General features: G+C 62.8%; 16 protein-coding genes. 5 read left to right on the forward strand and 11 right to left on the reverse strand.

What is annotated here, in order from left to right; translation table 11 throughout:
• Positions 1 to 144 precede the first annotated feature (144 nt).
• Entirely contained in the window at positions 145 to 765 is a 621-nt protein-coding gene (locus BLW71_RS12575) for a DapH/DapD/GlmU-related protein (protein WP_091796596.1), read from the reverse strand.
• A 185-nt stretch (positions 766 to 950) separates the two neighbouring features.
• Here BLW71_RS12575 and BLW71_RS12580 point away from each other — a divergent pair, with 185 nt between their 5' ends.
• Positions 951 to 1,442: a hypothetical protein gene (locus BLW71_RS12580; protein ID WP_091796597.1), complete on the forward strand. Its 492-nt coding sequence runs from the start codon at positions 951 to 953 to the stop codon at positions 1,440 to 1,442.
• A gap of 31 nt (positions 1,443 to 1,473) precedes the next feature.
• Here the strand turns inward: BLW71_RS12580 and BLW71_RS12585 are convergent, their stop codons facing one another.
• From BLW71_RS12585 to BLW71_RS12625, 9 genes are all read right to left on the reverse strand, one after another.
• Positions 1,474 to 2,808, reverse strand: coding sequence for a glycosyltransferase WbuB (locus tag BLW71_RS12585; RefSeq protein WP_091796598.1), 1,335 nt, complete (start codon positions 2,806 to 2,808; stop codon positions 1,474 to 1,476).
• 63 nt (positions 2,809 to 2,871) lie between these two features.
• Complete coding sequence (locus BLW71_RS12590) at positions 2,872 to 4,014, reverse strand: glycosyltransferase family 4 protein (protein ID WP_091796599.1); 1,143 nt, start codon at positions 4,012 to 4,014, stop codon at positions 2,872 to 2,874.
• A 109-nt stretch (positions 4,015 to 4,123) separates the two neighbouring features.
• Positions 4,124 to 5,083: a GDP-L-fucose synthase family protein gene (locus tag BLW71_RS12595; RefSeq protein ID WP_091796600.1), complete on the reverse strand. Its 960-nt coding sequence runs from the start codon at positions 5,081 to 5,083 to the stop codon at positions 4,124 to 4,126.
• 6 nt (positions 5,084 to 5,089) lie between these two features.
• Entirely contained in the window at positions 5,090 to 6,208 is a 1,119-nt protein-coding gene (gene gmd / locus BLW71_RS12600; RefSeq protein ID WP_091796601.1) for a GDP-mannose 4,6-dehydratase, read from the reverse strand.
• 96 nt (positions 6,209 to 6,304) lie between these two features.
• Positions 6,305 to 8,539, reverse strand: coding sequence for a polysaccharide biosynthesis tyrosine autokinase (locus BLW71_RS12605; RefSeq protein ID WP_091796602.1), 2,235 nt, complete (start codon positions 8,537 to 8,539; stop codon positions 6,305 to 6,307).
• A 49-nt stretch (positions 8,540 to 8,588) separates the two neighbouring features.
• Complete coding sequence (locus tag BLW71_RS12610) at positions 8,589 to 9,728, reverse strand: polysaccharide biosynthesis/export family protein (RefSeq protein ID WP_177205022.1); 1,140 nt, start codon at positions 9,726 to 9,728, stop codon at positions 8,589 to 8,591.
• A 66-nt stretch (positions 9,729 to 9,794) separates the two neighbouring features.
• Positions 9,795 to 11,180, reverse strand: coding sequence for an undecaprenyl-phosphate glucose phosphotransferase (locus tag BLW71_RS12615; RefSeq protein WP_091796604.1), 1,386 nt, complete (start codon positions 11,178 to 11,180; stop codon positions 9,795 to 9,797).
• 53 nt (positions 11,181 to 11,233) lie between these two features.
• A complete protein-coding gene (locus BLW71_RS12620) occupies positions 11,234 to 12,793 on the reverse strand; it encodes a mannose-1-phosphate guanylyltransferase/mannose-6-phosphate isomerase (RefSeq protein ID WP_091796605.1) in 1,560 nt (519 codons plus the stop codon).
• A gap of 87 nt (positions 12,794 to 12,880) precedes the next feature.
• Complete coding sequence (locus BLW71_RS12625; protein WP_091796606.1) at positions 12,881 to 13,873, reverse strand: helix-turn-helix domain-containing protein; 993 nt, start codon at positions 13,871 to 13,873, stop codon at positions 12,881 to 12,883.
• A gap of 804 nt (positions 13,874 to 14,677) precedes the next feature.
• On the opposite strand from BLW71_RS12625, the gene BLW71_RS12630 reads away from it, so the two are divergent.
• From BLW71_RS12630 to BLW71_RS12640, 4 genes are all read left to right on the forward strand, one after another.
• Positions 14,678 to 16,978: a hypothetical protein gene (locus BLW71_RS12630; RefSeq protein ID WP_091796607.1), complete on the forward strand. Its 2,301-nt coding sequence runs from the start codon at positions 14,678 to 14,680 to the stop codon at positions 16,976 to 16,978.
• Positions 16,979 to 17,104: 126 nt separating this feature from the next.
• Complete coding sequence (locus BLW71_RS41625) at positions 17,105 to 17,254, forward strand: hypothetical protein (RefSeq protein ID WP_177205023.1); 150 nt, start codon at positions 17,105 to 17,107, stop codon at positions 17,252 to 17,254.
• Positions 17,255 to 17,338: 84 nt separating this feature from the next.
• Positions 17,339 to 17,791 (forward strand): GDP-mannose mannosyl hydrolase, encoded by a 453-nt coding sequence (locus BLW71_RS12635; protein ID WP_091796608.1) that lies wholly within the window; start codon positions 17,339 to 17,341, stop codon positions 17,789 to 17,791.
• 131 nt (positions 17,792 to 17,922) lie between these two features.
• Entirely contained in the window at positions 17,923 to 20,313 is a 2,391-nt protein-coding gene (locus BLW71_RS12640) for an RICIN domain-containing protein (protein WP_091796609.1), read from the forward strand.
• Between the two features lie 27 nt (positions 20,314 to 20,340).
• Here BLW71_RS12640 and BLW71_RS12645 read toward each other — a convergent pair whose 3' ends face one another.
• On the reverse strand, positions 20,341 to 21,426 hold the full coding sequence (locus BLW71_RS12645) for a glycosyltransferase family 4 protein (RefSeq protein WP_091796610.1): 1,086 nt from the start codon (positions 21,424 to 21,426) through the stop codon (positions 20,341 to 20,343).
• Between the last annotated feature and the right edge of the window lie 485 nt (positions 21,427 to 21,911).

A 21,911-nucleotide genomic window follows, 5' to 3' on the forward strand; every position in this document is an offset into this window, starting at 1 on the left:
CAAACGTCGCAACCGGGTTCTGCAGGCGTGCCGCCTCGGGTGCCGCTCACCCTATCGCGCGACAATCCGTTGCGGCAGCCCACATTCCGGCACTGCGACCTCGGCCTCCTCAGCGTACGAACGCTGTGGTTCTATGTCTGTGGGTCAGGTCACGGAGTCGAACCGTTTCCTGATGAAGCGGCACGGATTTCCACCGTACACGCCCTCGGCGTCCAGCGACCGATGCACGACCGACAAAGGCGTCACGACCGCCGAACGGCCAATCGTCACGCCCATTTGCACCACGCATTTCGACGTGATCCAGACGCCGTCCTCGATGATGATCGGCGCAACGTGCAGATCCATCGTGGTGCTCATGTCATGTGAGCCGGCGGTGAGGAACGTGCCTTGAGAGATGCACACGTTCGAGCCGATGCGAATCAGCGTCTGGTTGTAGATCCAGACATCGACACCGAACCAGCAGTTGTCGCCCACCTCGAGATTCCACGGCGCCTTCACGCGCACCGGATGCACGAACCGGCAACCTGTACCGATCTTCGCGCCGAACAGTCGCAGCAAGGCGACGCGCACACCGGAAAACGGCAGCAGTTTGTTGTTGATCACACAGGCTTCGAGCACGAACCAGATCAGTTCGATCAGCGCGCCGCGCCGCGCCTGATAATTTCCTTTGCCGGCCTGCGCCAGCTCGATGACGCGACCGTCTTCGCGCACAGCATCGGCCTGCGGCATGCGGCCGATATGGGGATCGTCGGCAATGTTACCCATCAGCTTTCTCCGAACCACGAACAGTGGTAAACATACGCAGGCATGCCAGGCAAATTCTTTACATTATGTTGCGGCGCCTTGCGGGACTTTTCACTGTGGCCGTGCCGGCAAGCGTTTTGGCGGCTACACGCGTACTGGTTGGCGCACGATAGCTTTATCCCGACCGCATCTCCTTGGGGAACAAGATGAACACCTCGCTTCGACACACCGCTACCTGGATGCTTCTCGCGATCGGATCGTGCGCGGCGCCGGCTTTCGCGCAGAAGGCCGCGCCCGAACCCGCACCCGCCGCGACCGCGGTCAACGCCTACGGCGTCAACGCACAGCTTCCCGCCAACCGGCGCGCCGCGCATCGCGACAGCGAGAAGGCGTTGCTCGGCTCGCCGAATCCCTACGGCACGGACAACATGCAAGGCAATACCGACGACGCCCAGCGCGCCGCGTTGCTCGATACGCAACGCATGACCGTGCTGGGTGGGGGGCAGGGTGCGCAACCGGCGGTCGGCAAGGGCCAGCGCAAGGCGCCCGCCGCGGCCAACGGCCAGGTGCGTGTAGCGGGCCAGCCGGGCCGTCCGAATCCGGCTGCCAACGCGCTGGCGGCGGACGGCACCGCGAAAACCACCTATGCCGATCCCTACACGTCGGGCAAACGCGGCGTCTACCGTTCTCCGTGGTGACATCAGCTCCATGATGAGGCCGCGGTCCGGATCAATCCGGCGTGGCTTTCTCCGCCGTGGCCGGTTTGAGCCGTCGCCGCGCCGCGGCGCCTGAAGGCCGCGGGCCTACAGAGCGTGCCGCGCCTTTCGAAGGTTTGCCTCCCAACTTACGCAACAGCAACGCGAGCCGTTCCTCGAAGGTGCGAATCGTCGACTCTGGCGAGAGCGCGCGCTCCGCATAATTGCGCGCGGCTTTGCCGAGCGCCGCGCGCCGGTCCGCGTCACCAGCGAGCGCCGTGATCGCCGCCGCCAGCGCTTTCACGTTGTCCGGCGGCACGACAACGCCCCGTGACGCCACGGCTTCGTACAGCGCGGTGCCACGGCGCGCCATCGCGATGGTCGCGCGGCCGCTCGCGAGCATCCCTGTGAGCTTGGACGGCATGACGAGATCCGCCGCGTCGCCGCGTTGCGGCAGCACGTGAATGTCGGCGAGATTGAGCAGTTCGTTCAGACGCCCTACCGGTTGCAGCGGCATGAACACGCAATTTGTCAAGCCGGAACAGCGTTCGAGCAGATCAGCTTTGGCGGCGCCGCTGCCGCAGAACACGAAAGTGAGATCCTGGCGCGCGGCCAGCGCGACCGCCGCATCGGCGAGCGTTTCGATGCCCTGCTTCGCGCCCATGTTGCCGGAATACAGAATGACTTTCTGCTTATCCGGAATACCGAGCAGGCGCCGGAACTCGCTAGGCCGGGCAAGCGGAAAAATGGCCGACACGTCGACCCAATTCGGCAGGCAGACCACCCGCGACGAAGGGACGCCCTTGGCCGTCGCGCGCGTGCTCATCTGCTTCGTGATCGACGATACCGCATCGAAGCGCCGCAGCAACGCGCTTTCGATCCAGCGTGCCGTGCGGGCCGCGCGTGGGCTTTTCAGCAGACCCAGATCGAATGCCGCATCGACCTCGTAATCCTGAATATGCAGCCACGCACTCGCGCGCGTGATGCGCGCGAGCATCAGCGCACCCGGCGCGCACATTAAGGTCGGCGCGATCAGAATGACCGCGTGAGGACGCCACAGCGCCTGCCATGCGAGCAGCGGCAACGAAGTCGCCGCGAAGGTCGCCAGATGCAGCATGCGCTTCAGGCCGCTCGGACGCGACGGCACCCACAGCGGAGCACGCCAGATCTCCACCCCGTCGCGGGTCTCGTGCTGATAACGCCAGGACGCATAGCCCTCTGCGACACGCCACTCCGGATAGTACGGTGGCGCGCACACCACCCGCACGTCATGGCCGCGGTCGGCCAGCAATACGGCCATTTCCGACGTGTACTTGCCCACTCCCGTCAGTTCAGGCGCATAGTTAATGCCGTAGATCAGTAGCTTCATTGTGACTGCCAAACGAGTTAGGGCGTCTTACGCGCGAAGTGACCGGGCGGGGCGGAGGCCGGCTTAGTCGCTCAACATCAGCGCACAGCCGCGGGCGATATTGGCAGCCGCGGAAGGCGGGTCGAAACGGCGAATCACATCCATGCACCGGCGCGCGGTGCCGCCCGCATCGGCGAACGCTTCCATTGCCTTGAGCATGGTGCGCTGCAGCCCGGCGACATCGCCCGCGGTAAACGCGTAGCCGCTCACCCCGTCGATCACCAGTTCCGGCACGCAGCCACAACTCTCGCTGACCACCGCCGGGCAACCATGCGCGAGCGCTTCGTTGACCACCAGTCCCCACGGTTCGCTGTAGCTCGGCAGCACCATGCAGGTCGCGCCGTAATACTCCTGCGTAAGCGGCTCGTCCTGCAGACTGCCGACGAATGTCACCGCGTCGCCGAGTTCGAGCTCGGCCACCTTCGCATGCAAGGCTTCACGCATTGGGCCCGTGCCGACAATGCGCAGCTTCGCCGCCGGAACACGCCGCCGCAATCCGGCGAGCGCCTCGATCAGCGTGCCGATGCCTTTCTCTTCGGACAGACGCCCCACGAACAGAAACACCGGCTGATTGCCCGCGCGAGCGGCAACCCGCTCGACCAGCGCACGCTCCGGCGAAAACGAACCCGGCAACGCCGCCGCCTGACACGGCACGAAAATCTTCTCGCGCTTCGCACCGAGGGAAAGCAGATACTCGCGGCTGCGCTCGCCAAACCCGAAATAGCCGTCGCACAGCGAGAAAAACACGCGCTTGGGAATCGACGTCAGCAGCTTCTTGGGCCGGTCGCGCGCGGTCGAATCGCAGAACACCGCGCGCCGTTTGCCGGTCACGATGCAGGCCGCGAGCATGGCCCAATATTCCGGGCGGTGATAGCCCGGCAGCACGATCAGGTCCGACTTGGTGCGCAAGACTTCCCACGTGAGGCGCGCGATCAGCTTCATGGTCGGCACGTCTTCGTAGCAGCCGTCGAACAGCTTCTGCATCGGATAGCGGTGAAACGAATAATCGACGTCGGAAAACCCGACGCGGTCATGCTCCGTATCGGCGATCTGCACCATTGAATAGCGAATCGCGCCTGAAGCCGAAATGTTATGCAACGCGGAAAACACGACACCCTTGTGGCGCGACCACACGACGTTGTGAAAGATCGTGACTGACGCTGTCATTTTTATGCCACTCCTCGAAGATTCGTCCTGCGTGCATGGCGCGTTCCGCGCTCGCACAGCGTCCCCAGCTAGTCATTTCAAAGCCGCGCTGAAGCGGCAACCCGTGCGGCTATACCTCGACGGCGGCAGCGGGTGTCGAACCGGCATGGGATTCAACGAAGTCCCGGTACGTGGATGCGATCCCGTCCTCCAGACCGATCGTTGCGCGCCAGCCCATTTGCGCGAGGCGCGAGACGTCGAGCAGCTTGCGCGGCGTGCCGTCGGGTTTCGAGGCGTCGAACACGAGTTCACCGTCGAAGCCCGCCACCTTGCAGATGCATTCGGCCAGCTCGCGAATCGACAGGTCTTCACCCACGCCGACATTGAACAGGCCTTCCGTCACGTTGTGCTCTAGCACGAACAACGTGGCCGCGGCCAGATCGTCGACGTGCAGGAATTCGCGGCGCGGCGTGCCCGAACCCCACACCGACAGCGTGGAGTCGCCGTTCACCTTCGCTTCATGAGCCTTGCGCAGAAGCGCCGGCAACACGTGGCTGCTATTCAGATCGTAGTTGTCGTTCGGGCCGTACAGATTGGTCGGCATCAACGCCACGTACTGGGTGTTGTACTCACGGTTGTAGGCTTCGCACAACTTGACGCCGGCGATCTTCGCGATCGCATAGGCGTCGTTGGTCGGTTCGAGCGGCGAAGTCAGGAGATACTCCTCGCGGATAGGCTGCGGACACTGCTTCGGATAGATGCACGACGAACCGAAGAACACCAGCCGCTCGACCTTGGCCCGGTACGCCGCGTGAATCACGTTGGTTTCGATCACCAGGTTTTCATAGATGAACTCACCCGGGCGCGTCGCGTTCGCGAGAATGCCGCCCACGCGCGCGGCCGCGAGCAGCACCACGTCGATCTGTTCGCTTTCGAAGAAGCGATTCACGGCCGCCTGATCCGTGAGGTCGAGCTGCTGCCGCGAGCGGGTGATCACATTCGGATACCCCTCGGCGGCAAGACGCCTGACCAGCGCGGAGCCGACCATGCCACGGTGGCCCGCGACGAAAATGCGTGCTTGTTTGTTCATCGCAAGTTACTCGTGATGTTCCAGCGCCGTGAATCCGGCCAGCGTGACGAGCGCGTCACGTCGTGCAATCTGATAGTCCGCGCGCACCATTTCCTTGACGAGCGAGGCGAACGACGTGGTCGGCTGCCAGCCGAGCTTCGCATGCGCCTTCGACGGATCGCCGAGCAGCGTCTCGACTTCGGCGGGCCGGAAGTAGCGCGGATCGACGCGCACGATCACGTCGCCCGGCGACATCTTGATCTCGCGCCCTTCCACTTTCTCGACGATGCCGATTTCATCCACGCCGGTGCCTTCGAAGCGCACGGTGACGCCAAGCTCGGCGGCCGCGTGCTGCACGAACTGACGCACGCTGTACTGCACGCCCGTGGCGATGACGTAGTCCTCCGGCCGCTCCTGCTGGAGCATGCGCCATTGCATCTCGACGTAATCGCGGGCATGACCCCAGTCGCGCAGTGCCGACAGATTGCCGAGATACAGCGTCTTCTGCATGCCCACCGCGATACGCGCGACAGCGCGCGTAATCTTGCGCGTGACGAACGTCTCGCCGCGCACCGGCGATTCGTGATTGAACAGAATCCCGTTACAGGCATAGAGGCCGTAAGCCTCGCGATAATTGACCGTGGTCCAGTACGCGAACAGCTTGGCCACCGCATACGGGCTGCGCGGATAGAACGGTGTAGTCTCCGACTGCGGCACCTGCTGCACGAGGCCGTACAGCTCCGAAGTCGAAGCCTGATAGAAGCGCGTCTTTTCCTGCAGCCCGAGAATCCGGATCGCTTCGAGAATCCGCAGCGCGCCGAGGCCGTCCGCGTTAGCGGTGTATTCCGGCTCCTCGAACGACACCGCAACGTGGCTCTGCGCGGCGAGGTTATAGATCTCGTCGGGCTCGACACGCTGAATCACGCGCAGAAGGCTGGTGGAGTCGGTCAGATCCGCGTGGTGCAGAAAGAGTCGCTGGTCCGGATCGTGGGGATCGCGGTACAGGTGATCGATCCGGTCTGTATTGAACAGAGATGACCTGCGTTTGATGCCGTGTACGTCGTAATCCTTGGCGAGCAACAACTCCGCCAGATACGATCCGTCCTGTCCTGTGATGCCGGTGATCAGCGCGACCTTACGTTTCATGGAGCATTCTCCTCGTTAACCTTTGCAATCCCAGTGCTACAGCCTGGTGCCATAGCCTGGTGAACTTCGTCGAACCGCCGGCCGCCAGCCGCCGTCTCAACCGGCGATGCTGTCGTACCCGTAATAACCGCCCTGATAACCCGAGCCGAGGAACGCCCCTTCCTGCGGCACGTCGGTCAGCAGCACGCCTTTGAGCGGCACGCCGCCGTTGCGCAGCCGCTTGGCCGTCTCCATGACCTCGTTGAGCGGGTGACGGCCGTGGCGCACCACCAGCAGCGTCGTGCCCGCGTACTTGCCGATCAACGTCGAGTCGGTCACCGCGAGAACCGGTGGCGTATCCACGATCACGAGGTCGTAGTGCGACTTCAGTTCTTCGAGCATCGTTTCGAAGCGCTTGCTCATCAGCAGTTCGGCAGGATGCGAGGGCAGCGTGCCCTTGGCGAGCACGTCGAGACCCGGCAGCACGTCGCGCTGGATCATCGCGCTCAGGTCGCCGCCGCTCAGCACGTCGGACAGACCCGGCTGATGCGCGACACCGAAATGCGAGTGCACGTCGCCGCGCCGCATATCGCCGTCGATGATCAGCACGCGCTTGTTCGCCGAGGCCACCAGCGCCGCCAGGTTCACCGAGAGGAACGACTTGCCGGAATCGGGCCGCGAGCCGGTGATCATCACCACGTTGTTCTCGGCGTGATCGAGCGAGAGTTGCAGCGAGGTGCGCAGATTGCGCACGCCTTCCACGGCGATGTCTTCCGGCGCCTGCTGCGCGAGCACATGCAGCCCGCGACGGCGCAGCATGACGTTCTCCTGCAGCTTCAACTGGGTCTGGCTGCGCGGCACCACCGCGAACACCGGCACGCCGAGCATGCCTTCGAGTTCGTCCGGCCGTTCCACGCCGCCGTACATGGCGCGCTTGAAGAAGGTCAGCAGAATGCCGAGCACGAGGCCGCCGCCGAGCGCGATCAGGATCGCGATCACGCGCTTCGGACGCACGGGTTCGTCAGGTGCTTCGGCGAAGTCGACCACGCGCACGTTGCCCACCTGGCCCGCTTTCGCCACGCGCAGTTGCTGCGCGCTGTTCAGCAGATTGGTGTACAGCTCCGTATCGACGTGCACGTCACGCAGCAGACGCAAAGCGGTCTGCTCCGTATCCGGCATCACCGCCACGCTGCGGTTCATGTTCGCCGCGGCGCCTTGCAACGCGGCGATCTGCGCGTCGAGCGCGGCCACCGCCGGGTGATTCGCCGTGAAGCGTTGTGACATCTCCGCGCGTTGCTGCTGCAGATCCATCAGCTTGGTCTTGTTATCGACGATCTGTTGCAGCAACAGGCGGCTTTCTTCGCCCAGGTCGACCGTGCCGTGCGTATTGCGGAACTTGTTGTAGCGTTGCTCGGCGTCGTCGAGTTCCTTGCGCAAGCCCGGCAGTTGCTGATCGAGGAAGGCGAGCATGTGCTCGGCTTCGGTCGAACGGCTCTCCACATCCTGACGCACGAATTCGCGCGCCATGCTGTTGACGATCGCCGCGGTCAAGCCGCTGTCGCCGCCTTCCAGGCTCGCGCGGATCACGCCGGACTGCAACGTGGTTTCCTGCACCACGAGCGCCTTTTGCAGGCGGTCCACCGTGCTCAGCGTCGAGGCGCGCTGCAGTTCGAAACGCGAGCCGGCGGGGCCGACCAGCTTGTCGACGCGCAGTGTGATCGGGCCGTCGGCGGTATCCGTTTCCACGGTCTCGCCCACTTTGCCCGACAGAATCGCGATACCGTTCTTGTCGCGCAGCACATAAGAACCGTCGGCGCCGGAAACCAGCGTGAAGGTCGTGTCGTACATTTCCTTCGACGTGTCGAACTGCGACACCGAAATGCTCTCGTCACCCCAGGCATAGCCGGACAGGTTGATGAACTGCGGCAACTTGAAGCCCCATTGCCCGTTCACCAACCCCGCAATCATTCCGCCGATGATCGGGAAATAACGCGGCCCAGCCGTGATATCCAGGTGCAGTTTCTTGACGGTTTCTTCCGTGACGAGACGCGACTTCAGCAACTCGATCTCGGCCGCCGTCGAAGGCTTGGTGTCGAACATGCCGGTAAGCGGCGGCAAGGAATCCTTGCCGTTCGCGTTGGCATTGGCCGTCTTGTCCTCGACGTGGAACAGGACATCCGCGCGGTAAGTCGGCGGCGCGAGGAAAGCGTACGCGCACCCCAGCGCGAGCGCGATCAGCGTCACCATCACGATCGTGCGCCAACCTCGCACGATCGTACGCAGATAGTCCGACAGATGAAGCTCGTCCGGTCCGGACACGTCGGTGTAGCGGTTTTCGAAGTTGATTGCCATTTTCTTCACCCAACAAAGCCCGGCGGTTCAAGATCACGTTGCACGGTTGTTATTTCGCGAGGACCACGCCCGTTACAGCCGCATTGATCGCCGGCAGCAGCAGGTTCAACACACGGTTGAAGCGGACCAGACCGCCTTGACCGACGTACACCACGTCCTTCGGCTGCAGCTCGAACTGGTTGGCTAGCACCATCGACACCGGCGAGGTCGCATCGAGGTGGTACACCTCGGGCTTGTCGCTCGTCGAATTGCGGATCACGAACAGTTGCCGGGCCGCGGCCGTGTTGGAGTCGAAGCTGCCGCTGTCGGAAATCGCCTGCGAAAGCGTCAACGAACCGTTGCGCATCGGCAGGATGGTCGCCGGCTTGTTGACCTCGCCCATCACGTAGACGCCGCTGTCTTCACGCGAAGCCACACGCAGCACGTCGCCCGGTTGCAGATAGATATCCGACGGATTGCGGCCACGCTTGATCAGATCGTCCAGGTTGAGCTGATACGGCACGCCGTTGCGGAGCAACACCACGCGGCTGCGATCCGCATTCGCGCTAAGACCGCCGCTCAAGCTGATCGCGGTCGTGAGCGACATCGGAATGTCGTTGACCGATTGGGCGCCCGGCGTGCGCACTTCACCGTCGACATAGACCTGCGCCGCGCGGAACGAGGCCACCCGCACCGTCACTTCCGGCTTCTGATACACCTTGCTCAGACGGCGCGACAGGTCCTTCTGGATCGAGGCGACGTCTTTGCCGGCCACGTGCACGGTGCCTGCATACGGAAACTGCACATCGCCGTTTTCGTCGATCAGGAAGCCAGGTGCGGCATCCGTCGCCTTCGGGTTCTGTGCCGGCTGTCCGAGCGCGGCAGCGAGTTCCGGGTGATCCCACACGACGATCTGCAGCACGTCGCCGGGGCCGACCTTATAAACGGTCGGCTTGCCGAACAGTGCGACCATTTGCGGCGAGAGCGGCGCGGTGCTCTGCGCCTGGCTCATCTTGCGCAGCATCGTGAGGTTGATGTCGGTGATCTGGATCTGTTGTTGCGTATTCGGTTCAGTACTGAAATCACCACCCGTGTCCTGAATTGCGGCAGGCGTGATCATCCGCTGGCCCGGTGCGATTCCGCATCCGGAAAGCAGGGCTGCAGTAGCGAAAACCAGGAGACTTCCCGTGCGTAAACCAAGCGAGCTCATGATGTTTCCTCCGTTCGCCACGGCGTTTTCCTCGGGGGAGGTAGCGTCTGGCGTTTTGTTAACTACTTAGTAAGCGTTTCGATGCACCAGTCCGGCGACTATCGTCGCGCCGATAATCCGCATGTCGAGTGCGAACGACCAATGTCCCAGGTAATACAAGTCATGTTCCACCCGACGTTCCATCTTCTCGATGCGGTCGGTCTCGCCACGAAAGCCGTTGATCTGTGCCCACCCCGTGATCCCCGGTTTAATCCGGTAGCGATTGATATAGCCCGCGACCACTTTCTGATAGAGGTCGTCGTGCTCGAGTGCATGGGGACGCGGTCCAACGACCGACATGTCGCCAAGCAACACGTTGAAGAATTGCGGCAGTTCGTCGAGGCTCGTGCGGCGCAGGAACGCGCCCACTTTAGTGACGCGCGGATCGTTGCGCGTGGCCTGGCTGACGGTGCCTTTTTGCTCGGTATGCAGACGCATCGAGCGGAATTTGTAGATCGTAAATACGTGGCCGTCCGCGCCCTTGCGTTTCTGTTTGAACAGAACCGGCCCGCGCGAGGATAGCTTCACGGCCAGCGCGATCGCGAACATGACCGGCGCGAGGGCGATCAACGCCGTCAACGCGAACAATCGGTCGAAGATCTCTTTCTTCAGCATCGAACTGGCGGACAACGGCGAAGCCACGAGGTTGATCGCCGGCACGCCGAGCAGATCGATCACGCCGCTGCCCTCGAACAACGCGAGGCTGCGCACGTCCGGCATGAAGCGGATGTTCACCAGGTCGTCACGGAATTCGCTGACCAGCGAACAGATCAGCGGCTCCTCGCTAAGCGAGAGCATGAGCCACAGTTCGTGTACGTTATTGGTTCGCATGTAGGCCGCCAGTGCCTCGACCGTGTCGAACACCGGCACACCCGGACTGGTAACGGGCGACACATCCGGACGGGCGTTGAACACGGCCGTGGCGCGAAAGCCCGTGGTCGGCGCGGCGCCGATCCGGCGAATGATGGCGTCGCACTGCGAGCCGCTGCCGACAATCGCCACCTGATGCAGATTCATGCCGGCGCTGCGTGCGCGCGCCAGTACGGCGTGCGTCATCAGCCGGTAGGCGATCAGCAGGCCGCCGGTCACCGCCGTCCAATACGAGAACCACAAGCGCGACACAAAGTCGATGCGATGCAGCGAATACATCAGCACAAGGGCGCTGACCTGCACCATCAGCCAGGCGAGCGAGACCTGGCCGGCCAGCGCCAGCTTGGAGCGGCCGCGCCACGATTCGTAGACGCCAAACGCTGGAAAGATGGCCAACGCGAAGGCTGCGGAAAACATCACGAGCGCCCAATAGAACCCGGACTGAGCAAGGTAATCAAAGCGGATCTGCGAAGCCACCGCCGCGCCCGCCAACACCAATGCAACATCGAAAACTCGCGCGAGCAAATCCTGAAACTTGCGCATTTTGGTCACCTCGTTATTGCCGTTCTTGTCTGCAATTGAGTCCGGCGTGCTGTTTAGGAGCAGCGGCCGTAGTTGTCGTTGAACCTCACAATGTCGTCTTCGCCGAGATAGGTGCCTGACTGGATTTCAATGATTTCAAGCGGTACCTTTCCCGGGTTTTCGAGCCGGTGGCGGGTGCCGATCGGAATGTAGGTCGATTCGTTTTCACTCAACAGGAACTGCTCTTCGCCGCGCGTGACGAGCGCCGTGCCACGCACGACGACCCAGTGTTCAGCGCGGTGGTGATGCAATTGCAACGACAGTCGCGCTCCCGGCGTCACGACAATGCGCTTGACCTGGAAACGCTCGCCATGATCGATCGAGTCGTAGAAACCCCAAGGGCGCCGCACCTTGCGATGCGCCTCTGCTTCCGGCGCATGCTGAGCCTTGATGCGCGACACGAGACCCTTCACGTCCTGAACATGCGAGCGGTCGACCACCAGAACCGCGTCGGCGGTTTCGACCACCACGACGTTGGTGGTGCCGACACAGGCGACCAGCCGCCCTTCCGAATGCGCGTAGCTCGATACCGCACCTTCGAACGTCACTCGGCCGCGGCCCGCGTTACCATCGACGTCCTTCTCCATCGCAGCCCAAACGGCGTCCCAGGAACCCAGGTCCGACCAGCCGGCATCCAATCCGACCACGACGCCGGGCGGCGTCGCCGGCGCGTCGGCGGCCGCGCTGTCCGTCGCGTCCAGTTCGGCTGTTTCGGTCAGACGCTCCATTACCGCGTAGTCGATCGAATTGGCGGGTGCACTGAGGAATGCGTCAACCGATGGGCGGAAATACGCACCGTCCTCGTGGCCGCCGGTGAAGGCGCGTTCGCAGGCCGAGTGCATTTCTGGCTGCAGACGCTTCAACGTGTCGAGCCACACGCTAGCGCGAACAATGAAGATGCCACTGTTCCACCAATACACGCCCGCGGCGACGTACTTCGCCGCGAGTTCTTCCGCGGGCTTTTCGACGAAACCGTCGATTGCGTGCCCGCCATCCGCCAACTTTGCGCCGATGCGGATATAACCGAAACCGGTATCGGGGCGCGTGGGCGGCACGCCCAGCGTCGCGATCGAACCCTGTTCCGCGTACTGCGCTGCAAGTTCCAGCGCGGCCTGCAAGGCAGGCACGTCGGCGATCGAATGATCCGCCGGCATGACGACGAGAATCGCGTCGCTACCGTCCGCGCACGCCAGCGATGCCGCCAGCGTCAGCGCGGGCGCCGTATCGCGTCGCGCCGGCTCTACAATAAGACGAGCGTCGACGCCATTTTCATGAAGTTGTTCGGCGATCACGAAGCGATGTTCCTCACCGCACACGATGATCGGCGACGCCTCCACTTTCCAGCCCGCGGGAAACCCGTCCATGCGCCGCGCGGTGGCTTGCAGCAGCGAGTCGGAACCGACCACGTCGATCAGTTGCTTCGGAAAGTTTTCGCGCGACACCGGCCACAGCCGCGTGCCTGAACCGCCCGCCAGAATGACCGGGACGATGCGCGCGCAACGCCCGTGCGCCACTGCGGCACCCGCACCGTTAGGTTCGACCGACACGGCGCTCACAACTCCCTGAGTCAACATATTCGCATTCCTTATAATTCTCAAAGATCGGCGGAAATTCGGACCGGATGCCGTATTGCCACACGGCCCCCGGCTGGCCCCGTCGCGCTATTCGCCGACCAGTCGGCGGCTTTGAATCCGAAACTCGGTTGGCGAAATTCTCATCCGCTTGCGGAACACCTTCGCCAGGCGGTCGCCATTGCCCATGCCGGTGCGCCGCGCGATCTTGTCGACCGGCAATTCGGATTCGGTCAACAGGCTGCAGGTCACCGCCAGACGCTCGTGCAACAGAAAACTGGAGGGCGTAATACCCATTTCCATCTTGAAGCGGCGCAGAAAGTTGCGCTCGCTCATCGCGGCGAACTGCGCGGCGTCGGCAATCGAAATCGCCTGCTGGCAATTCTCCTGAAGCCAGCGAGCGGCCGCGCGCACCTTGTCGCCAGGGCTCAGTCCGCCGTCTTCACCGAGCAGCGGCGCGAGATTCGAGCACGAATCGGCTAGCAGGCGCTCGGCAACCGTGCGCGCCGTGGCGCTGCCCAGATCGCGCTTGATCATGGCGAGCGCGCTTCTCATCGATTCGAGGCGATCGCCCGCGTCGGCACCCTGTTCAGGCTGGCGCGCCTGCGCGGACTGTCCATTCAGGTCGGCGCTGTCCTTGCTGTCCTTGTTCTCGGGCACGTACGCAGCGTCGAGCAGCGCCCGGCCTTCCGCGATCGGCCGGATCATGCCGGTGTTGCGGCGCACGCGACGCAGCCAGGCAATCAGCCGCTCGTCGCTCGCGGCGGCGAATGCGCCTTTACCGCCCGCCACATACAACGCATCGAAACCGCCGTAATGCCGTGCGTCGAGTCCGTCTGTCCACACCCGCAGCGCGGACGACGAAGTCACCATGCCGCCGTCGGCCGACAGGAACGAAACGTCGTATAACCAGCCGCCCGAACCGGACGAAGCCATTTCATTCGCAGCCTGGAACACCTCGGCAACAACCCCTGCTCCTTGCAGCGAGCAGTCGTTGAACATCAGTATCGCGATGCGACGCATACCCTTGTTCGGAGCGTGCACCCAGCGCAGCATTGCAGACTCAAGACTCGCGCAGGTCATAGTCATCCTCTCACCAGAAAACGGATCTACTTATCACTTCAGGCGGCCACAGAGAGGCCTCCTCTGTGCAGCGCATCATAGTCACCGCCAATCAAGCATTTAGCCGCCATGACCGAAAGCGCGTACATGTTGGCGTATTGACAGGGTGACCACCCAGGGATTTTCGGAACAACCCCGCTACCGCTGTCTTTTCAACGAATTAATTGCCGATTCCACATATGAATGAATTGGCATTCTGCGAATGTTAATGCAAATAAAACCGCGATTTCGTTCGGCACCGCACACACGGCGACTACTCGAAAAAGGCCGACTTACCATTCGAACCATCCATCACCAAACCGATTTGAAGTGACTTTTTCCCGCCGGAACGTCAGAATGAGCGCAGCTGGCTTCGCTATACCGGCACCTGCTCTGCGGCAACGCCAGACTGGGCTATCTTCTGACGATAAATCGTCGGAGTGGCAATAAGTAAAACGAACATCCAATATAAGCACTTGAAGGCGCGACAAAATTATTTAATTGGTTGTTATTGGATCGCGTGAATATAAAGCTGGCGATTAATGTTTCAAACGTGAAACACCGGAATAAGACAACTTTAGACCGCGCGGCAATAGACGGGCCAGTGGCGGAATCTGTCGAGTGGGAAGCGGGCCATTTCCGCCAGGGGTTTGCGGAAATACACTATGCGGTTTCCGCAACACATTGCCTGAAGGGGTGCCGCAAGGCGGGTCTGACCTGGTGAACTAGCAAATGGGCGACGCGTTTGTCGTCTGGGGGTAGTACAGCGAACGACACGGGGAACACATGTCGAATGTACGCGAACAGCGCGCGCTGCGAAAGCGCGCCGGCGGCTTGTCCGCCGAGCGTAGAGGACTGCGCATCAGCATGGTCGCCTCGGTGGCGGCTTTCATCTTGCTCGGCGTTTCAACGTTTCGATGCGCGGCGGCAGAAGCCGCACCGCAAGCGAATGGTGTGAGCAATGCCGAGTTCTCAGCGGATGGCAGAAAGTGGACACCGTGCGCGGCCGAATACGGCACCTGTCGGTTCAGTGGCACGCGCGACGTGCTATATGGCACGCCGCAACAGCATGTCGTCAAGACGTTCTCGAATAGCGCCGAATGCAACAACGGCGTATTCGGCGATCCGGCGCCCGGTGTCGAGAAGCGCTGTGCAATGGCGCCCACCGCAGCGGGCAGCACGCTCGTGCCTGCCACGAAGCCTGCCATCAATAACGACATGGCATCGAGCGCCGCAGCGCAATCCGCCACACCCTCCGATCTGAAGGCGCCGCCCGGCGAGGGCTTGCGTTGCTCGGCGCCTTCGTCACAAGTACCCACGAGCGCGAACGGCGATGTGCTCGAAGCCGACACGCCCAGCGACGGCACACGTCTGTTCGCCGTGGCGAAACCATTCGCGCTGGTTTTCACCTCACGCCCCAAGCAAAGCGACACGCTCAACTGGCAAATACGCGACGCGTGGAATGTCGTGCGCGCCAGTGGACGCTTCCCCGTTGCGGCCGGCACGACCCTGTCCACGCTCGGTTGCGCCTCCAGCGTCGCGGGCTACTTCGCGGTGTCCGCGTCACTGGAGCGCGCGCATGGCAAGCTCGAATCGCGCGGCACACGCCCCGCGGGCATCGCGACGTTCGGCGTCTTGCCCGATCCCTCCGTGGCGTTACCCGCCGTCCGTTTTCCGTATGAAGATCTGCACCGTTTCGGCGGGCAGGGCGCCGCCTATCTCGCACCCGGCCAGCACTGCTGCGACGGCGACGGTTACCGGCCGGTCTACACCGCGCTCGGTCTGACGTGGGTCAACGACAATCGCAACTGGTATATGGAAGAGCCGAAAAAAACCGGCACATTCGACCCCGCGGCCAAACAGCTCACACCATTCTTCCGGCGCGGCGACCTCTTGCGATTGATCCAGCTCGACGGCATTCCCCAATGGGCGAGTCCGACCGGCAAAGAGACGCATAGCTATGTGCCGACTTCGCTTACGCAGATGAAGGACTACATGGCCAAAGTCGGCGCCGAATCGAATCGCGTTCGCACGACCTACTTTCCCAAACAGCGCGACAACTACTATCAGGTGACATGGGAGCCGGACGCCGACGGCGGTCTGCCGTGGCGCGATACCGACGCGAACTTCGTCGCCATGTACAAGGCGGTCTGGGAAGGGATCCATCAGACGGATCCGCATGCGGTGGTGATGGGGCTGACCTATTCGTCGGTGCAGGGCAATGTCACGTGGATGCGCAAACTCGGTCCGCTCGGAATCGGCCGCTATATGGATGGCATGACGATTCACGGTTATTACGACATCGGCACGACGCCCTCGCATCCACCCGAGCGGGTTGCGGACACCGGCAATCAGGGCACGGTGCCGGGCGCGCTGCCCGCTGCGATGCGGGCGCTGCGCCACGAGATGCGTCAATACCTGAAGCCTGGCGCGCCGTTGTTCGTCACCGAAACCGGCATCAGCTACGACATCGGCCAATCGTATGGCAAGAACTATCCCGGCGCGAACGTGTTGTACGCCCAGGCGGCGGTAACGGCGCGCACGCATCTGATCCTGCTAGGCGAAGGCGCCGACATGACCTACGTGTTCTATCTGGCGGATATGCCGGACGCCGCGCCAGGCTACGGCATTTTCTTCGAACTCGATCATCCGACCGGCGCTTACGGTCCGACTCGCATCAGCCCGAAGCCCGCGGCGCTTGCGGTGGCGGCGATGACGCGCATCATCGACGGTACTGTGACGCTCGGCCCGCTCAAGGGCGTGCCTAAAGGCGTCTACGCGTACGCGTTCCGTCGGCTCGGCGGCGGCAAGATCGTGACCGCGCTGTGGACGCATGACAACGACGCATGGAGCGCCAGAACCGGTTTCGACGCGAGCAGGAGCGTGGACTACCGGCTGCGGGTCGATGCGCCGGGCACTACGGGCGAAGTGACGGTGTTCGACATGATGGGCAACGCGACGGCGTTGCCGTATCGCGACGGCGTGGCGAGCCTGAAACTCTCGCCAGCGCCCGTCTATGTCGTCTCCGGCAACGCCGACGTCTTCAGGGAAGCGGTGACGACACCCGAGGGTTACGTGGCGCGCTAGCGGCGCGATGTGACGATACTTCGGCGTGATGTGACAGGCTCTGCGGCGACTGGCGCACATAGCATGCAGACGGGGGCACGTTAGCATGCCTATCAACACGCTGGAGCCGAACGCCGGAGCCGAAACATGAGCGGCCTTGCATGGACGATGCTGGTACTGGCCGCAATGATCGGCGCGTTTCTCTTCGCGACGATCGGCGCGATTCTGCTCGCTCTTTTTCTGGCGAGCGTGTCGCGCCAGCTCACACGAAACGATGACCACCATCGCGACTACTAGCGAATCATGACGAACGCTCGATACGCTGCGGGATCACGCTGATCGGACACGTTCGAGCGGCGCAAAAAAACCGGGGGAAATGACATGCTGACCGAGATCGATTTTCTGGACGTAGTCCGTCTCACACCGCTGGTCGCATTCGATCTGATCGTCAGCGACGCCCAAGGGCGCGTGCTGATCGGCCGCCGCCGCAATCGCCCGGCCCGTGGCACCTGGTTCGTTCCCGGCGGCCGCATTCACAAAGACGAAACACTCGACGCGGCATTCGCGCGCATCGCCGACGCCGAGCTCGGCATAGCGAATCTGGCGCGCTCGACGGCGCGCTTCGAAGGCGTGTTCGAACATCACTACAGCGACAACTTCGCGGGCGAGCCGGACGTATCGACTCATTACATCGTGCTGGCCTATGCGCTGACGCTCGCGGCCACGGCGCGCCTCGGACGGCCCGAGCAGCACAGCGAATATGCCTGGCTTACGCCGACGGAACTGCTCGCGCGCGCGGACGTCCACGACAACACCAAAGCCTATTTCCGCTAACGCGAGCGCAAGCAGACGCGCGGGCACGATTCCGTGCCGGGCCGCATTCTGCCGCCGACTGTGAGTTCGGCAACGTGGCCGCCAGAGCCGCTACAGTATGATTCGAGCTTACCGTCAGGGCTCGAATCACTATGCGATCATCGGCAACCCGGCTCGTTCGCGATTCCATCATTGCGTGTCTCGCGCTGCTCTTCTTCGCCTGCCTTCCAGCCTCCGCACGCGCGGCCGAATGTGGCGCCGGCACGCTGGTCACCGTGGTCGCGCACCTCGACGACGATCTGCTATTCGTGGACCCCGCCATCAGCGAGCGTCTCGATGCGGGATGGTGCATCACCACCGTCCATCTGATCGGCGGCGCCAATGGCGCGGACTTCGCTTACGTTCAAACCCGCGAACGGGCTTCACGGCTCGCCTATGCGCGCATGGCAGGCGTGCCCGACGAGTGGCTCGAGTCCAACGTGACGATCGCCGGCAAGCTCGTGCATCAGATGGTGCTGAAAGCGAGGCCGCAAGTGCGCCTGCTGGAGCTGCGCCTGCCCGGCGGCGCCGTGCGCGGCGGCCGCGTGCCACTCGGTCTGCTGTGGGAACAACACGCCACGCTCTCGACTTATCCGATGAACGCGGACGGCTCCGTGCGCGTGAAGTACGATCGCGATGCCTTGTCGGCCACATTGAAAGCGATACTCGCGCCGGCCACGCTGATCTATACGCTCAACCCGGATACCGTGCCGTTCATCGAGCATCCCGATCACATCCTCTCCGCGCGCATGACTCGCCACGTCGCCCAGACGCTCGGCAAAGGCGTGCCGATCGTCTACCACGTCACCTATCCGACCGGCAGTTGGCCGGGCAATCTGCCGGCCGCCGAAGTGCAGCGCAAGCGCGACATCGTCGCCAGCTATTTTTCGATCGACGGCAGCGAGTCGTCGCATGTATTCGGTGAATTTCAGTGGGACGGCAACTGGATTTCGCGCCGCTATGCCTTTGCCGACCGTACTGATCGCCGCGTGCCGGACTTCGTGTCTCGTCCGATTCAGCTCTTCAATGCGGCGGCCAGCCGCTGCCTGAGCTCGGCTGGGCCCGGCCGTGCGCCGACGCTGGCGGCGTGCACGGACTCGCCGGCCCAGCAATGGCGCTGGGATCCGTTGAGCGTCTATCCGGGCAATACGCGCAACGCAGCGCTCGTGAGCGTCGCGACTTCGCAGTGCATCGCCGAACGCGACGGCTATCTGATCGCGGAGACCTGCGATCAATGGGACGTGGCGCAGCGCTGGACGCCGTGGGATTTCGGCCTCGTCTATACGCCGATGCGGCATTGCCTCGGCGAAAACGACGGCAAGCTGACCATGCGCGGCTGCACAGCGCTCACCACGCGCTATCGTTGGGCCACCACACAACACACGCAAGCGAACGACCTGCGGCTCGCCACCGTGATGGCGGGCGATATCGCCGGCTCGGGCGAGCAGTCCGCAGTGTATGTCCAGCGGCAACACGACGGCCCAGGTTTCAACGTTTATGCGGCCTCGCTCGCCAAGGTGTCGCCGCCCGCGCTGTGGTACGCGAGCGTCGTCCCGTTCGATCCGCGCGCCACCGCGGCAAGTTGCGCCGGCGACAAACTGTGCTTCGACAGCGTGCGCTTTCTGCTCGGCGATTTCGACGGCGACGGCAAGGCGGATCTGATGATCGTCGCGGCGCGCCAGGGCGGCACCGCCTTCTGGTTGCTTCGCAGTGCTGGCGACCACTTCGAGGCCCCGCGCCTCTGGCTGCAAACCAGCAATGCGTTCAGGCCGGAACTGACGCAGCAATATGTGGCTGGAGACTTCACCTCATCGGGGCGGGCCAGCGTGCTGATCGCGCAAAAACGGGCCGACCGCGGACTTGATCTATGGGTCGCGTCGGCGCAAGGAGCAGGAGCCTCGGTGGCGTCAGCGCCGGCGCTCTGGGCACAGGCCAGGGACCTGCCGCAGAACGTCAATCTGCTGGTGCGTGAGACAGCCGGCTCGCGCGCCTCGCTGATCGCGGTGGACGGGGCAAACGGACGCCTCGCGCTCACTTCCATCGACAATGAAGGTGCGCGCTTGAGCGTCGGCGAGCGCAACGTCTTGCCGGCGAGTTTCGTCCCCGGCTTCGTGAAAGTGACAATGGGCGCCGTGCGTGGCCGCGACAGCAACACGCTGATCCTGCTAACGCCGCATCTCGACGAGACGAGCGAGGAAGCCATGATCGATGTCGCCACGCTCGACGTGAGCGGCGCAGCAAGTTCGCCGGTGCGGGCGGCGACACTGCACGACATGTCGTGGTCAGATGTCTTTCCGGCTTTCGTGCGCGACAAGCAGGGGACTGCACTCGTGCTGTTTCGCCGGACCGACGCCACCCTCGGCGATTTCTATTTCACCGGCGGAGCGCCGGCGTTGTCGCGCTATCCATCAGGAAACGGACTCGCGTTGGGCGAAGCTCAGGAATTCGGCAACCTGCCGGGGCTTTTCTCGGAGACAGTGCGAATCGACCGGCTCGCGCAATAGCATGCGAGCCGGCCGGTCCGATTGGCGTCAGGCCGAAACCTGGAGCGGTTGAACGAACTTCCGCGCGATCGTCATGTAACGATCCGCCGTGTCGTGCAGCGTGTAGCCGGCCAGTTGCCGGTTCGCGCGCGGTGTGCCGAGCGCGCTCAGCAATGCGCCGCCGTAGGCTTCCGGGTCGGTCGTATCGACGAGGTTGACGCCGGCAAATGCGCTCGCAAAGCCAAAAGACGGAATCCGGCTCGCCACGACAGGAATACCCGAGGCAAGCGCCTCGAGAAAACCGATGCTCTGCGCTTCGAAACGCGACGGCATCGCGAAGACACGCGAGGCGCGCAGCAGCGCGGCCACGTCGGAACGCGGTCCGTTCACCGTCACCTTGCTTTCCAGACCCAGCTGACGGACGAGCGACAGGACCGCCCGGTGATAGTCGAGGTCTTCGACGACACCACACAGCAAGAGGCGCGCATCCGGTTCCGATTGCAGCACGCGTTCGAACGCGCGGATCGTGTCGAGCTGGCTCTTGCCTTCGATATACCGGCCAAGCTGGACGATCTGCTTCGGGTGCGCGTCGATATCCGGCGCGCCCGCGTCGCTGGCCTCGGCGAACAACTGGGCATCCACGCCGTTCGGAATCACGACCATGGACGGATGGCGGCCGATCTCGCGGAGGTAATCGTCGATATTCTGCTGCGACACGCCGATGATCGCCCGCGCCCGTCGCGAGAGCAGGCGCTCGGCCCGCTTGAGCGCGCCGTTTTCGAAGTCGTTGACGCCGGAATGCATGACCCAGGCAATCGGCGTATTCACCGGCAGAAGACGCACATACAGTGCGGCAAGCGTTGCGTGAGCCACGATGAAGTCGGGGCGAAAGCGCCGCACCACGCGATACAGGTACAGCAACTTGCCTACCCTGCCGTAGCGCACATCGGGAAACAGACAGGTGACGCCCGCCGCCTGAAGCTCGGCGTGAATGTCGGCAAAGTCGTCCTGCTGCGGAAGCAGCGATGTCATGCAGACTTCATGGCCACCGCGCTGATGGTGAATGGCCAGCCCTTTTACGAGTACTTCTGCCCCGGACAATCGCGGTGCATGAACCAGTTGAAGAATCCTCACGATTGATCTCTCAGCCTTAACTGCCTTTTTGCGCAGCGGACGGGATGCCGCCCCCGTTATTGCAGACCCCAAATAACGTCGGCACCCATCTTCGTGTATGGCGCGCTCCTTTTTGCGGAGCGCACCAATGTCTCCGTAAAACAGCGACAGTTCCGCCGCGAACTCCATGTCGCGAGGAAACCTTACACCCAAGACCCAGCACTTTTACGCCAAGCCCAAGACTTTTTCGGCTGGCCCATGAGCGCTAGCGCCCATTTCTCAGTCGATTGACGCTGCCGGATAGTTAGGCATCCATTTCAAATACTTACGACCCCAATTCACAGTGGCGGAAAAAGACTGGTCTCACCTGACAGATCTTTTTCATTCGATCAATGTAATTAGTACTGCATTAATGATCATACGTAACGACTCGTTACTTCTTTTAAGCACACTAATGCGTATTGTTGCGGTCGATTCTTCCCAAATTGAGCATTTCTAGCTTACGG

This window comes from Burkholderia sp. WP9, assembly GCF_900104795.1.
Lineage (GTDB): Bacteria > Pseudomonadota > Gammaproteobacteria > Burkholderiales > Burkholderiaceae > Paraburkholderia.